The sequence below is a fragment of the Corynebacterium sp. ES2715-CONJ3 genome (genome assembly GCF_024814365.1).
Classification (GTDB): domain Bacteria; phylum Actinomycetota; class Actinomycetes; order Mycobacteriales; family Mycobacteriaceae; genus Corynebacterium.
This window is the reverse complement of record NZ_JANUXS010000001.1, coordinates 30,118-44,880: the sequence shown is the minus strand read 5'-3', so window position 1 is coordinate 44,880 and position 14,763 is coordinate 30,118. Positions and strand designations below refer to the sequence as shown.

Here is a 14,763-nt window from a genome sequence, read left to right as displayed (position 1 = left end):
CAGAACTATGAGCGGGGATATTCTCGGCGCGGTGATCGCCTGAGCGAGTTCCCGTTCATGTGACGGCGCCCACGAGCCTGTCGCGGTTGAGTTGGCTGTGGCGGAGTCCGACGCTGATTGCGCGCAGGTAGCTGCCGCGTTATTGGTGTGTGGCTTGCCCTTGTTCCCGTCCGAGGGCGTGCAGCGCCTGGGCGGTCGAGGCCCTCAAGGTGGGGTTCAGGGAGCAACAATACCCGGTCGATCCAGGGCCGGCCATTTGCCTGCATCGCTGAGATTGCATCGCTTTCATGACGCGCCGCGCTCGCAACGAGGCCCATGGCGCCCAGAGTAATGATCGCCGAGGTTCCACCCGATGAAATCATAGGCAATTGGATACCCGTCACGGGGAGCAGGGCCACTACGTAGGCGATATTAATGAAGGCTTGGAGCACGACAGCCATGACAAGTGTGGAGGACAGGAGGCTGAGATAAGGGCTGGAAGATTTCTGAGCGATACGCAGCCCGATATAGCCCAACCAAGCGAATAAGGAAATGAGAAGAACTCCACCGATCAGCCCGATCTCTTCACCAACTATGGCGAAGATGAAGTCATTATGAGCCTCTGGGAGGTAGAACCACTTAGCACGTGATTGCCCGATTCCTACTCCCGTGATCCCTCCTTCTGCTATGGAGAGTAGACCTTGATAGGACTGGAAGGATGAATGGGTAGAGTCCTCAAATTTGCCCCAGAAGATATTGAGAAATACCGTAATGCGGTCTTTTCTGAATTGGGTAGAAAACAGCGAGAGTCCGATGACTCCGATGACCAACAGCATCCCCATGGCACCAAGGAAACGGATGTCCACACCCACGAGGAATAGCAAAACCACAACGACGAGCATGAAGCTGATTGCCATCCCAAGGTCGTGCTCGGCGACGATGAGCATCGCCATCACTGCGGATACCACGAGGTACTGGACTAGCGGTTCGTGCATAGAGGTCATCCGCAATTTTTTTCCGGCTAGTTTATCGGCGCCCCACATAACAATGGCAACGCGAGCGATTTCCGAAGGCTGAATGGTCAGCGGCCCTAGGGTTATCCATGACTGCGAGCCCGTTTCCGCTAATCCCGTTCCGACCTGGGGAATGAGGACGAGGATGAGTAGCAAGATGGAAACGGCGAGAATAGCTGAGCTGAGTCGCCTTACTACCTGAGGGCGGATCTTTAAGGCTGCCCACAGGGCTACAAAGCCGAGGGACACCATGGTGAGCTGGTGCAGCGGTAGAGTCCACACGCTATTAGCTTCTCGTTCGGATTTTGCCACGGCCGCACTTGAGACCATGATGAGGCCTATGGTGGCAAGTAGCGCCACCGTTATTAAAATATTGACATAGTCGAAATAGGGTCGTGCGCTATTGTCTTTTAGCCTCATCGTGAGCTGGTGCCAGAGGCCTGGGCGCGCTGTGGACTTCGCTGTCATGGTCTGAACCCTCTTCTCATTGGTGATGCTCTGCTAGGTACTTCTTTGCCGCTTGGCTAAAGATATCCCCTCGCTGGCCCATTCCGGTGTACATATCTAGGCTTGCAGCGGCGGGCGCCAAAATCAGGCTATCGCCGGCGCAGGCTCTGTCACTTAACCAGGCGACAGCGTCGTCCATCGCGATAACGGGATCTTTTTCTGCAATGGAATAGACCTCTATATCAGGCCTATGATGTGCCACAGCACGGGCGATGGTCTCACGATCGACACCAAGAAGTGCTACGGCCTTTAATTGAGCTGCATATTTCTTAACCAAGCCGTCAATATCGGCGCCCTTAAGTTGTCCACCGGCAACCCATAAGATGGAATCGTGACCGGCGAGGGCGGCGTCTGCGGCGTGAGGATTGGTTGCTTTTGAATTATCGATCGCTTGGATGCCTCGCTCGTAAGCGATGACCTGGCCGCGGTGGCCAGCGCTTTGAAAATTCTTTAGAGCGCGAGCGATGGCTTGGGGCTCAACGCCCACAGCGCGTGCAGCGGCGGTGGCAGCTAAAGCATCGTAAAGTCCGGCAGGTCCCGGTGGCTGAATCCCCGCTATGGGAGCGATATACTCTTCTTCGGCAAAAGCTCGGTCACAAATCTTAGAATTACGCACACCTATTTGACCTTTGCGGGGCTCCTCCGCCGTAAAGGTTACGGTAGCCTTGGAGATGAAGGGACGACTAGCGACGTCATCGGCGCCCGCGATCGCGTGCTCTGCGGTGAGAATTTTGGCTTTATCCTCACAATAGGCCTGCATGGAGCCATGCCAATCGAGGTGATCTTCAGCAAGATTGAGCAATACACCCACATGGGGTCTCAGGTCCTCAGCCCAGTGCAGTTGGAAACTCGATAATTCGGCGACCACAATATCGACTCGCTCGCTCGCCTCCAGGGCCTCCGCGATTGATACCCCGATATTGCCCACCGCTTGGGCCTTGGCCCCTGACTCTCGCATCATTGCAGCGAGCATGGAGGTCGTGGTGGTTTTCCCATTAGTTCCTGTGACTGCCATCCATGTGCGAGGAGGTCCAAAGAAGCCAGCCTGATCAAGGCGGAAGCACAACTCCACATCGCCTATGACTGTGACACCGCGCTGAGCGGCAGCGTCAAAAAGTGGAGTGTCAGGGCGCCACCCTGGTGACGTTACTATGAGGGCGGTATCCGCTAGTGCGTGGTGCGCCCGTTCGGGAGTAATACCTGGGACTCCGGTGAGCTCCAGGGCGATGGCGAGTGCGGTCTCATTGGCGTCTACAAGGGTTACGTCATGGCCTTGGTTGCTGAGCAGGCGTGCCATAGCGGTACCAGATACGCCGGCTCCGGTTACGAGAATTGGTCCAGTGATATTCATTTAGTTGACTCCGTAGGAGAGAGATTCGCTGAAGAAAATCGCTAGCCCTACTCCGACGCTGAGCAGAGTGAAGGCCCAGAAGCCCCACACCACATGGATTTCGCGCCAGCCCCCTTTTTCGAAGTGATGGTGCAGCGGGGACATTCTGAAGAATCGCTTCCCCGTGGTGCGGAAAACTGCGACCTGAATGATGACGGAGATGGTTTCGAGAACGCAGATCAAAGCGATGATGATGCCCAGTAATTCGGTGCGGCTCATAACCGAAAGTGCGATCACCATGCCGCCGAGCGCCATGGATCCGGTATCGCCCATGAAGATTCGGGCAGGGTTGCGGTTCCACCACAAGAAGCCGAGGCTCGCCCCAATGCCGCTGGCGGCGATGATGGCTAGATCGAGGGGGTCTCGTACGTCATAACAGCCGGGTACGGCTGCGACACTACAGGAGTTTTGATATTGCCAAAAGGTGATGACGGCATAAGCTGAGAAGACGAGCACTGAGATGCCCGCCGCTAACCCGTCCAAGCCATCGGTCAAATTCACTGCATTCGACCATGCGGCCACCACCAAGTAGATGAAGGGCACAAAAATGATCATGCCCAAGCCCCCACCGAAGGCAAGATCGATGGTGTCTATATCACGCACAAAACTGAGATGAGTGCTTCCGGGACTAAGCCCATCCTCATTAGGGAACAAAACGATGGCGATCCCGAAGCAGATTCCGATGACAGCTTGGATCACTAATTTTTGTGTCTTCGTTAAACCTAGATTGCGCTGACGAAAGATTTTAATATAGTCATCGGCAAAACCCAGTCCCCCGAGCGCAAGGACTAAGGCGAGGGCGATGATGCCACTGGCACTCGGACCGCCATGACCGTTCAGAGCCCCGTAGACCGTGGCGAAAGCATAGGCGAGTACGATGGATACCACAATGGCAAGGCCACCCATTGTGGGCGTACCCCTCTTTGTTTGGTGGGACTCTGGACCTTCCTCCCGGATCTCTTGGCCGATCCCTGAGGCCCTAAATTTGCTTGTTAAGACCCCGGTCAGGCTCATAGCGATGATAAAACTACTAAGCGCGGCAATAATAATCTGGGTCATGGGTTATGTACTTTCCTGGTTATCTTTTATCGTTATGCGGTTATGAGGAAGCAGCCTATCTGCTACCTCCCAGAGGCCCAATGCATGTGAAGCCTTAATAAATACCACGTCGGACTCGTGGCAGATATCTTCGACTCGTGCTGCCGCGGCGTCCGGGGTCATTTCTTGGTAACTTTCTACTCCCCGGGTGAGGGCATGAGAATAGATTGTTGCCGCAGCTGGGTCTTGACCTACCGCTATGACGATATCGATCCCCTGATTGACGGCGTAGTCGATAATCTCGCGGTGGGCGGCAAGTGCTTCATCGCCTAGTTCCCCCATGGCCCCGAGCACTGCGATTACCCGATGAGTGCGCATTGTTATAGCTGCATCGATACCTGAGCGCATAGATTCCGGGTTGGCGTTGTAGCTATCGTTGATGACCACTAGGTTATCCGTTGGGCGAATATTGACATCCATACGGTTAGCTGATGTCCCTTGGTGAGAATTTAGTCCCGCGACGATATCTGCAAAGGCGATTCCCGCTCCCACGGCCGCAGCCGCGGCGGCAAGAGCATTAGAAACCTGATGAGCACCGAAAATATTGAGGTGGATAACCGCGTTTTCGCCACCGTAGTGCAACGTGAACCGGGCCCGTGAGAGCTTATCAAGGCTGATATCACTGGCCCACAGATCGGCCGGCTTTTTCGTGGAGAAGGTGAGAATCCGCGCGGATGTCCTTTGGCGCATCTGCATGACTAAGGGGTCGTCCGCGTTGAGCACGGCTACCCCTTGAGGGTCGAGAGCTTCGACCAACTCTCCTTTGGCGCGAGCAATAATTTCTTTCGACCCAAATTCCCCCATATGGGCGCTTCCTATATTGAGCACCACTCCAATCTGTGGAGGTGCGATCTGAGCTAGGTGAGCGATGTGTCCGAGTCCGCGCGCACTAAGTTCTGCGACAAGATACCGGGTGCTTTCGGTGCAGCGTAAGGCGGTATAGGGGTGGCCAATTTCGTTATTAAAGGAGCCCGGTGGCGCGACGGTTTCTCCCGCGAGTCGCGCAATACTGGCGATGATATCTTTGGTACTTGTTTTGCCGGCCGAGCCAGTAACGCCGATCACGGTGAGTTGGTCAAGACGGGTGATCAGGTGGTGAGCAAGTGTGGCTAAAGCGGCGAGCACACTGCTTACCGAACCGTCCTGGTCGTGCTCTGTGGCATATGAATTGCTATCTGCGGGGCCGATATGCGGGACAACGACCGTGGGTACGCCCGTAGGCCGCAAGCCCATGACGGCCTGGGCTCCCCGCTTCCGTGCTTGTTGTGCGAAGTCATGGCCATCTACGCGGGCTCCTGGTATTGCTAGAAAAAGATCGCCTGGTTTGATTGCCCGCGAATCAAATTCCACTGACCCATCCACGATTTCGGAGCCGGTGGCGTCCACGACAATTCCGCCCACGGCGGTGGCGATCTCATTTAAGCTCATGGCGATCATTTGCGGGATCTCTTTTCCATGGCCAGGGCTAGTTCTTCCCTATCGTCAAAGTGGTGATTGACTCCGTTGACCAGCTGTCCTACTTCATGCCCTTTTCCAGCGATAATGATCGAGTCACCAGGCTGAGCCCAATTCACTGCGTATTCTATTGCGTTTCTGCGATCCCCGATTTCTATGACGTCACCGCTCTCCTTTTCTTCCCGTGCCCCAGTGAGCATGGCCTGTCGGATCTGTGCTGGATCCTCCGAGCGCGGATTGTCATCGGTGACCACCAAAAGATCGCTAAGCCCTGCAGCTATCTGACCCATTACTGCCCGCTTAGATTCATCGCGGTCCCCGCCGCAGCCAAGAACAATGCCCACACGACCCTGAGTTTGTGCTCTCACGGTCTCTAATATGGCCTGTACTGCTGCTGGTTTGTGCGCATAATCAACCACAGCCAGAAAATCTTGACCACCGTCGATACGTTCCATGCGTCCGGGCACCCCGACGGTAGCTAAGCCCTTGACTGCCGCTGATATATCGAGTCCGAGACTATCGACGAGGGCTAGGGCGAGGCCCGCATTCGCGCTATTAAAACGCCCTGGCATAGGAAGGACAACTGGTACCGAATTAAAGCTAAACTCCTGAGATCCCGCCTTGGCACTGCGAATGCCGGTGACCTCATAGTGAGTGCTCTGGCTCGTATAATTGTCCACAGTCCTTAAAGCACGGGCTAGCGAACCCGCTCTGAGCAGTATTTTCTTTCCCCATTCATCGTCGGTGTTGATAACGGCTCGAGATGCGTGGATGGCTGATTGGGGATCGAATAAAAGGGCCTTAGCCTCGAAGTACTCTTCCATGGAGCGGTGGAAATCAAGGTGGTCTTGAGAAAGGTTAGTAAACCCTGCGAGATCAAAATGAACCCCATTGACACGCCCTAGCATAAGAGCGTGGGAGGATACCTCCATAACCACGTGGGTCACACCGCTATCGAGCATTTGGTGGAAAAGGGCTTGCAGAGTTGGGGCCTCTGGGGTGGTAAGTGAGGTAGGCACCTTCACGCCATTAATCCTCGTGCCCGTGGTGCCAATAATGCCAACCTTTTTCCCCGCTGCCATGAGACAAGCCTCTAATAGGTAGCTTGTGGTGGTCTTTCCAGATGTGCCGGTGATACCAATAACGGTTAAATCAGCAGAAGGGTCGGAAAATATATAACTGGCGACGGGGCCGAGAATGGAACGAATATCCTCCACCACTAAAATGGGGCGCTGTTCTCCTTCATCTTCAAGGATGAGCAATCCTTTGCGATCGGTGAGAATAGCTGCTGCCGCGGTGGAGCCTGCAAACTGGGCGCCGTGGACACGGGTGCCTGGTAAAGCGGCAAAGATTTCACCTTCCTGCACCGACGCCGAGTCGAGGCTAATGCCAGTGATCCCTCCCCGTGCTGCGTCTGCGTTCACCAGAGTCGCACCTGCAATGTCGGCAAGAATCGATAGGGTGATTCCTTGCTGCTGATTCTGCACTGTCACTAACCTTCTCTCCACATTGTATTTTTTGCTCGGTAGCCCTATATAAGGGGGATTCGCCGGTTGCTAAGGAACCTGCAGGATCATCGGACCTGAATCGGGGGGACTCAGCGGAATATTATCGCGATCGAGAAGCCAGCTCGCAATATCGTGGAAGAGCGGCGCTGCTGATTGCCCGCCTTCACCGTGAACACCACGTTGCGGCCGATCTAACATAAGGGCCACAACGAAGCGGGGGTCATCCGCTGGAGCGATACCGGCGAAAGTGATCCAGTATGCGGAATTGGAATAGGCCTGGGTGAGGGGATCAACCTGCTGTGCGGTACCAGTCTTTCCGGCGATTTGGTAACCCGCAATCGCTGCCGTGCTACCGGTTCCTTGTTGCAGTCCACTGGGATCGGATTGGGTGACAGAGCGGAACATATCTACCACGGTTTGCGCCGTTTCCTTACTCACTACCCGAACTCTTCGAGGTTCCGGTTGTTCAATAACGGTGCCTGAAGTATCACGGGCTTCAGCGATAATGCGAGGTTCGATACGCTCACCGCCATTAGCGAGAGTTTGATAAACTCCAGCCATTTGAAGCAATGTCCAGCTCATGCCTTGGCCGATGGGAAGATTAGCGAAGGTTCCTCCCGACCACTGTTCGATCGGCGGTAAGAGTCCCTCCGACTCGGCAGGCAATTCAATGCCCGTGGGATGTCCAATGCCAAATTTCTTGAGTAAATCCCCATAGCGCTGCTCGCCAAGACGTTGGGCTAGCATGAGGGTTCCTACATTGGAAGATTTTCCAAAAATCCCAGTAGTGGTATAGGGCACTGGTCCATGGTCCCACGCATCTTTGACGCTGACTCCCGCCATGTGGATGGATCCTGGGACGGTGAGCACCTCATCGGGCGTGCTCACACCATCCTCAATGACGCCGGCGGCAGTAATGATCTTAGCTACCGATCCAGGTTCAAAGGGCTCGGATATCGTAGGATTTCCGAAATTCTTGCCTTCGTCGAGTTGCTTTTGCAGATCACCGGTGTTATCAACGGCGTCCGTATTAGCCATAGCCAGAACTTCACCGGTGTGGGCGTCGAGAACAACTGCTGATGCGCTCTGTGCTAAAGAATTTGCTTTGGCTTGTTCTAGTTGTTGTTGCACATAGGTTTGCAGATCCAAATCGAGGGTGAGGGTAACGCTTCCTCCGTCGACGGGCAGGGTCTTATCGCGACGAGTACCCGGGATGACGGGTCCCCCATTTGAAACATCGTACGTGTACTGGCCATCGCGGCCAGCGAGAAGAAAATCTCGCGAGGCTTCGAAGCCGAACTGCCCCGCACCCTGGGGGCTTACTTTGCCTAAGACATTAGAGGCAATGGCACCGTTAGGGTATTCCCTTAAAAATTTATTCTCCACCACAATGCCGAAGAACTTATCGGCAACCATCTGCGCTATATCTGGGTCTACCCGAGCGACCAGAACCGAGTAGGTACTGTCGCTAGTCAGCGTCTGATAGATCTCCTTGGCGGAGACGTCATGATGGGAGGCTGCGTTCTCGGTGATGATGGAAGCTATTTCTGTTGCATAATTGCGCAGATAGGTATCGACGAGGCCCTCAAGGACGCTATCGCGATCTTTAACGGCTATGCTGCCCCACTTGCCTTCTTTGATCAGATCCATTTTGATCACATAGGGAAGCTCGTCGCGCAATAGATTCGGGTGAACGCTTAACATACTCGATCGCATGGTGAATGCGAGTTTTTTACCTTGTCTATCAACAATCTCCCCGCGCTTTGCATGATCCTCGAATACTCGGGTGCGCTGCTGTTCGGCGCGGGCGGCTAGTTCCGGTCCCCAAGCGATATCGATAAAAGCCATTCGCCCGATAAGAACGACCGCGATCACGACGGTTAATACTCGCACTAGAGCGATCCGCTGGCGCATTGCTTTTTGTGGGGCAGTCTTTTGTGGCGCTTTCTGAGGTCGTTCGGGCGCTAGATTCGGGTAACCGCGAAGCCGGGACGAGCTATCCTCTCGTCCCGGTCGCTGAGATCTCGGCTTATCCACGGCTTATAGAACCTCGAAATACTCTAGTTCCCTGCAGTATAGGGAGCGATATCTGCCACCACGGGACCCTCGATGGGCGCCGTAGTCTGTTGATCCATCGTACCCTGTGTGTGGAGCGGATCGCTGGTGGGGATATTAGACGTCATATACTCATCGTTGATATCGGTGATCGGGCGCGTGCGATCACTAGGGGGTCGCTGTTCGACTACGGTGCCATCGGGATTGCGCACTAAGACACCTGGCTGATCTGGAATCACCATGCCATAGCGCTGTGCTTGGCGGGCAATTTGACCTGTCGCTGCGGCTCGCTCCACGTCTCTATTGAGCGTCTCGAGCTGGTTATCCAAAGTCTGCTGCGCGATCCTTAGCTCGGTGATCCTGAAGGCTTGTTGGGTGGTCACACCAGAGACAATTGAGGCGGCCAGGAAACCGAGCAGAATGAGGAGGGTGAAGCCTACAACCGTATACACCGCGCGTCGATTAGCTTGCGGGCGTTCGATTCGGCGACCACGGTGTGTGAACTGTTGCTTTGAGCCACTCTTATGTTGGAAGCGCCTTTGAGGGGCAGTCACCGTGCGGGTAACCACGGGGCGCTGAGGAGGTGCTAGCGTGCTAAGTCGAGAGCTCTGCATAGACCCCTTGCTTAAGTCGCGAGACTGACCAGTGCGCTTGCGGGGCTCGATGGTCGTTGCATTCATGATCCTATGCCTTCTTTTATTGCTTGCACAGCCCGAACCCGAACAGGGGCGGAACGCGGATTGGTATCAATTTCAGTAGCAGAAGCTTTCTCCGCTCCCCGGGTCAGAAGTTTGAAGCGAGGAGAATCATCAGGCAAATGAACCGGTAGCCCCAAGGGTGTAGTGTCCGCCGTAATTTTTTTGAAGTAATTCTTCACGATCTTGTCCTCAAGAGACTGATAGGCCATAAAGATACATCGCCCGCCTGGAGCTAAAAGATCAGTGATGACGGGAAGTACATTCTCGATGGCTTCGAGCTCCTTGTTCACCTCAATGCGTAGGGCCTGGAATGTCCTTTTTGCGGGGTGACCACCAGTGCGGCGAGTCGCGGCGGGAATAGTGGCATAGAGAAGTTCGACTAGGCGCGCCGAGGTAACAAATGGTGCTTTCTCGCGTTCCTTCACGATGGCCGTAGCGATCTTTCCAGCGAAGCGTTCTTCGCCGTAGGTCTTGAGCAGACGTGCCAAGTCGCCGTGGGAGTAAGTATTGAGAATATCGGCGGCGGTGAGCCCGTCATTGCCATCCATACGCATATCGAGGGGTGCATCGACTCGGTAGGCAAAGCCTCGCTCAATCTGATCAAGCTGCATCGATGACACTCCCAGGTCAAAAAGAGCACCCGTGAGTCCGAATTCTTTTAATAAGGTACACCCAGGGGCATCGGAGGCTCTTAAGAGAGGCAGGAAGCGATCGAAGCGAGTATTGAAGGCGATAAACCTAGAGCCAAAGGGTTTTAAACGCTCACGGGCCTGGTCTAGGGCCCGCTCATCTCGGTCGAGGCCGATAATATGCACGCTTGTAAAGGTGTTCAGAAGGGATTCGCTGTGCCCTCCAGCACCTAGGGTGCCATCAATAATGACGGCGTTATCGCCCATGAGCTCGACAGCGGGACTGAGAAGTTCAACGATCCTGTCTCGCATAACCGGTATGTGGCCGTGATTGGCCGCGGTGTGATCAAACTGAGTAGTGCTGTCAACCACAAGCGTCTCTTTCCCTTGAACTCTTCGTCATGCCAGTCGAGTTGGTGGGGTATACATAGAGCCCCATTCTTCATCCACTGGATTAGATCCAGGCTCTGATGTCGGGGAAGTACACCAGAACGACGATCAAGAATGGAGTTCATATGTACACTCCGCGTACTCGATGCAGCGTTAGAGCAAACCGCCCAAGATATCACCATCGGCAGCTGCGAAGGCTGCTTCAGTTTCTTCTTGGTACGTTGCCCAGGCCTCGGCGTCCCAGATTTCAAGGAAATCCATGGATCCTATGACCACACATTCCTTCACAAGACCCGCATACTCACGGTGCGGAGCCGATAAAGTGATGCGTCCTTGACCATCTGGCCTTTGTTCATCCGCACTTGCTGCGAGGTTACGGATAAAGGCGCGTGCCTCAGGATTCGTTCGCGAAACTTCTGCCGCTTTGCGAGCGCGTTTGACAAATTCATCCTTCGGGTAGACCGCCAGGGAATGGTCTTGCCCTTTGGTCACCATGAGACCGCCGGCTAATTCCTCTCGAAATTTTGCCGGAAGAGTCAGGCGGCCCTTATCGTCCAGCTTGGGGGTATAAGTTCCCAGAAACATGGATGCAGGCACCCACCTTTCTTTTCCAAGCCTCGGTTGACAATCAAGGGGCAGTAATCGTGTGTCCTCCACTTATCTGCGAAGGTTTCCCGTTTACTACGTGCCCCACTCTACCCCACAATCCCCCACTTTTTGTAGCCAAACATTGAATCCACCCTTTTTTTGCGCGCAAAAAATGCTTTTACCTGCGCAGATATGAGTGGGGCAAAATTTTAGCTATAGCCAGTTCACCCCTGGATTCTCCCCCATTGGTATCGTTGTACACCGCTAGTATAAGACACACCCATCATTCACAAGACTTAACAGCAGTCCTCAAAAACCTCATATTTCTGTGGCGAACTGCACCATCATCCACAACTTAACCGAGAACCATTCCAGCACTATCCAAAAAATTTAAAACCCAGCCATTGATGGTGGGGGGAAGTGGGGAGCACAATAAAAACCCCCAAGATTTCTCTTGAGGGCTGAGATAAAAAGCGTTTATTTTTCGAAGCGTTTGCGGAAATTCTCTTCCATACGCGACCCCAAGCCGTCGTCTTTGACCGGCCGTGGTAGGGTTTTCTCTCTCTTCGTTAAACCACTAGAAGCACCATCTCCACTGAGCATCCAGATAGCGCCAGCCACCATCACCACAAAGCCGACAATACTGAGGGCAACCAGCCATAGGGAGATTTGACTAAGTGCTACCCCACCGACCAACATCACAAGGCCAATGACGATAACTGCAAAGCCCCTGAAGCTCAGCGCGCTATGAGCTTCGCCTCGCGGGACCGACTTACCGAAGTGTGGATCCTCCGCCAGCAACGACCGTTCGATCTCCTTGAGTAATTCTTGCTCGTGCTCGGAAAGTGACACGGCGCCTCCCTTGGTACGCAATGCAGCGATATATTGTGAATACAACCAGCATAATGCCTTTTTATCGGGAGGAGCTGCATGAAACCGCTCTCGACATAGCAAAGATTATGCCTTCTTAGTACTACAACGGCCACCCCGAAGCGAAAGTTCCCTTAGCGAACACTTTTCTAGCCACGTCACCCCCCCATCTAAGAAGCCGCTGGGTAGGAGACCACGGTAATCCGATCCACCTCGTTATAAAACTCGGCCACGAGCTCGATGAGCTCATCTAAGACCTCCACGGTTAGCTGGCACTCTAATCCCGATAGAGATCGGCTACGCAATTGCGAAAAGGCTCCGATACGCTGCGCCCACTGCGTAGCCTCGCCGCCCACCATAGCTAACTGAGCAAAAACTGAACGCGGCTTCCGTTTACGCTTCGCCACGACGGTACAGGACACCCACGCAGCCGCAACCTTAATGGATGCCAGGTATGCATATTCTAAGGCGATATCGAGACGACCGTGGTCGCGAGCCTGCACCGCCTCACGGGTGAGCACCTGAGCACGGTTTAAGAAACCCGCGGCACTCCCCTGACCAGCCTGAAAACGTGTACTAGCCGAAACGACGACTCCCATTATCTTTCTCCTTAATCATTCACGCCTTTCGAGCGACGAGACTCAGGGGGCTTATGCCTTTTTAGAACGAAGATTTGCTTGTTGTAGCTCAGATTATCGAATGAGGTGGACTACACACTCCTCATTTTAGAACATATGTTCTAAAATTAAAAGGGGTATTTTCCGCTAAACAAAGTTATCTGCTTAAAAACGTGGTTCCATACAAGGGTGCCTATCTTCTACTCACGCCTGAGCCCTTATGAATTCTCGGTGCTCTGTCCCCAACTGGTCAGTATTTATATCCGTGCGATGAGTTATGGCACAGACGTGCACAACACAGCGATGAAAGCGTGGCGGATTGCCTCCCTCGAAAAAGATTTTCAATCAGTTATCGCGCATGATGCCAGCCACCTTTTGGGCTTTTGTTTTGGCCACCGCGGAGCCCGCCACCAGTGGTGGGACCAAGAAATTCGGCGCGGTTTGCGTGAGCATGGGTCACACCGCTTAGAGGTGCTAGGAGATTATTTCACTATTTCCGAAATTCACGTCGAACCCCGACTCCAAGGACTGGGGATCGGCCACTCCCTCCTCCAACAGCTACTGCACAAGGTGGACTGTGAGTACGCGATACTATCTACTCCCGAAGTGAACGCAGAAGAGAATGCAGCCTTCCACCTGTATAGGAACTTTGGCTTTCAAGATGTACTTCGCGATTTTCACTTTCGCGGCGATGCCCGCCCCTTTGCCATCCTCTCTAAGCAATTGCGCCCCTAAGCCAGTGCAGGCGCTCAGCTCACTACAGACCTGATGAGAGTGCGCTGCTTAAAAAAATGCTGCGCGGTAGCGGATATACCGTAAACTAGTCAGGAAGACTTGGTGACATCCGCCGCAATACGTTAATAATTCGAACTCATTCACCCGCGCGAGGAATCATGAATCAGTACCCTGCAATCGAGGATCTACCAGCTCGTGTTGAAGATAAGCTCCGCCGCTTCTTCAGCGAGCAGCGCGAAGCTATTGCTACTATCGGAGACCCTGTCTCGGAGGCTGTAGGGAAACTGGAAACATTTGTCCTAAGCGGCGGGAAAAGGATGCGACCTCTGTGCGCCTGGGCAGGTTATGTGGCAGCTGGTCATGAGTGTGAAGACGTCGAAGCTGTTATCACTGCCATATCTTCGCTCGAATTTATTCAGGCCTGTGCTCTCATCCACGACGATATTATCGATTCTTCTGATACGAGACGCGGCAATCCCACCTTTCACCGCCTCATCGAATCCACACACCGACAGCGCGGCTGGTCTCGCGATAGCGCTCACTTTGGAGAATCAGTCGCCATCCTCATGGGCGATCTCGGGCTCGTTTGGGCCGACGATATGTTCCACTCCTCTGGGTTAAGCCCCGCTGCCATCACCAGAGCCCTACCGGCATGGCGCGGAATGCGAACGGAGGTTATCGGCGGCCAATTACTTGATATCGCGCTAGAGGCTAGCTCAAGCGAAGATCTCGCCCTAGCCAATAATGTCAATCGTTTCAAAACCGCCGCCTATACCATCGAGCGCCCCTTACATATCGGAGCTGCACTCGGTGATGCCTCGGCCGAACGAATCACCGGTTTGCGACACTTTGGTAGGGAAATCGGTATAGCTTTCCAACTCCGAGACGATCAATTGGGGGTCTTCGGGGATCCTGAGGTTACCGGCAAACCAGCAGGCGACGATCTGCGCGAGGGTAAACGAACGGTACTTCTCGCCACTGCGCTCAAACTTGCTGATCCCGCAACTAAAAAGCGGATTCGAGCTGGTATAGGCAACGTCGTGGACGCTGCAGCTATTAGCCAGCTAACGGCCGATATCAAAAGCACAGGGGCCGATGAAGCAATCGAAGAGCGAATTGACACGATGGTCTCACAAGGACTTCACTATCTGGAGCAGCTTAACCTGAAGCCAGAAGTATTTGAGTTACTCTCGCAGATTGCCTCCCAGGCCACGGCGCGCGCCCTTTAGCC

Annotated in this window: 13 protein-coding genes; 2 read left to right on the top strand and 11 right to left on the bottom strand. The window is 54.0% G+C overall.

Annotated elements, in window-relative coordinates; genetic code table 11:
- Positions 1-5: 5 nt before the first annotated feature.
- The 11 genes from NXT00_RS00205 to NXT00_RS00155 all read right to left on the bottom strand — a co-directional run bounded on the left by NXT00_RS00205 (position 6) and on the right by NXT00_RS00155 (position 12,779).
- Positions 6-1,460: a putative peptidoglycan glycosyltransferase FtsW gene (locus tag NXT00_RS00205; RefSeq protein WP_259157631.1), complete on the bottom strand. Its 1,455-nt coding sequence runs from the start codon at positions 1,458-1,460 to the stop codon at positions 6-8.
- A gap of 16 nt (positions 1,461-1,476) precedes the next feature.
- Positions 1,477-2,850, bottom strand: a complete 1,374-nt coding sequence (gene murD / locus NXT00_RS00200) for a UDP-N-acetylmuramoyl-L-alanine--D-glutamate ligase (protein WP_259157630.1) — start codon at positions 2,848-2,850, stop codon at positions 1,477-1,479.
- Positions 2,851-3,948 (bottom strand): phospho-N-acetylmuramoyl-pentapeptide-transferase, encoded by a 1,098-nt coding sequence (gene mraY, locus NXT00_RS00195; protein WP_259076093.1) that lies wholly within the window; start codon positions 3,946-3,948, stop codon positions 2,851-2,853. It lies immediately after the preceding gene.
- A gap of 3 nt (positions 3,949-3,951) precedes the next feature.
- Positions 3,952-5,424, bottom strand: a complete 1,473-nt coding sequence (gene murF / locus NXT00_RS00190; protein ID WP_259157629.1) for a UDP-N-acetylmuramoyl-tripeptide--D-alanyl-D-alanine ligase — start codon at positions 5,422-5,424, stop codon at positions 3,952-3,954.
- Positions 5,421-6,929, bottom strand: coding sequence for a UDP-N-acetylmuramoyl-L-alanyl-D-glutamate--2,6-diaminopimelate ligase (locus tag NXT00_RS00185; RefSeq protein ID WP_259157628.1), 1,509 nt, complete (start codon positions 6,927-6,929; stop codon positions 5,421-5,423). The genes murF and NXT00_RS00185 overlap by 4 nt, the downstream gene beginning before the upstream one ends.
- 69 nt (positions 6,930-6,998) lie before the next feature.
- On the bottom strand, positions 6,999-8,864 hold the full coding sequence (locus NXT00_RS00180; RefSeq protein WP_259076086.1) for a penicillin-binding protein 2: 1,866 nt from the start codon (positions 8,862-8,864) through the stop codon (positions 6,999-7,001).
- Positions 8,865-9,010: 146 nt separating this feature from the next.
- Positions 9,011-9,685, bottom strand: coding sequence for a hypothetical protein (locus NXT00_RS00175; protein ID WP_259076084.1), 675 nt, complete (start codon positions 9,683-9,685; stop codon positions 9,011-9,013).
- Entirely contained in the window at positions 9,682-10,704 is a 1,023-nt protein-coding gene (rsmH, locus tag NXT00_RS00170; protein WP_259076081.1) for a 16S rRNA (cytosine(1402)-N(4))-methyltransferase RsmH, read from the bottom strand. The genes NXT00_RS00175 and rsmH overlap by 4 nt, the downstream gene beginning before the upstream one ends.
- Positions 10,705-10,875: 171 nt before the next feature.
- Positions 10,876-11,307 carry a division/cell wall cluster transcriptional repressor MraZ gene (gene mraZ, locus NXT00_RS00165; RefSeq protein ID WP_259076079.1) on the bottom strand — a complete coding sequence of 144 codons (432 nt, stop codon included), beginning with the start codon at positions 11,305-11,307 and terminating at the stop codon, positions 10,876-10,878.
- 480 nt (positions 11,308-11,787) lie between these two features.
- Entirely contained in the window at positions 11,788-12,162 is a 375-nt protein-coding gene (locus NXT00_RS00160) for a DUF3040 domain-containing protein (RefSeq protein WP_259076077.1), read from the bottom strand.
- A gap of 188 nt (positions 12,163-12,350) precedes the next feature.
- Positions 12,351-12,779 (bottom strand): SAV_6107 family HEPN domain-containing protein, encoded by a 429-nt coding sequence (locus NXT00_RS00155; RefSeq protein WP_259076075.1) that lies wholly within the window; start codon positions 12,777-12,779, stop codon positions 12,351-12,353.
- A gap of 207 nt (positions 12,780-12,986) precedes the next feature.
- Here NXT00_RS00155 and NXT00_RS00150 point away from each other — a divergent pair, with 207 nt between their 5' ends.
- Positions 12,987-13,532 (top strand): GNAT family N-acetyltransferase, encoded by a 546-nt coding sequence (locus NXT00_RS00150; protein ID WP_259076073.1) that lies wholly within the window; start codon positions 12,987-12,989, stop codon positions 13,530-13,532.
- Between the two features lie 158 nt (positions 13,533-13,690).
- A complete protein-coding gene (locus NXT00_RS00145) occupies positions 13,691-14,761 on the top strand; it encodes a polyprenyl synthetase family protein (RefSeq protein ID WP_259076070.1) in 1,071 nt (356 codons plus the stop codon).
- Positions 14,762-14,763 lie beyond the last annotated feature (2 nt).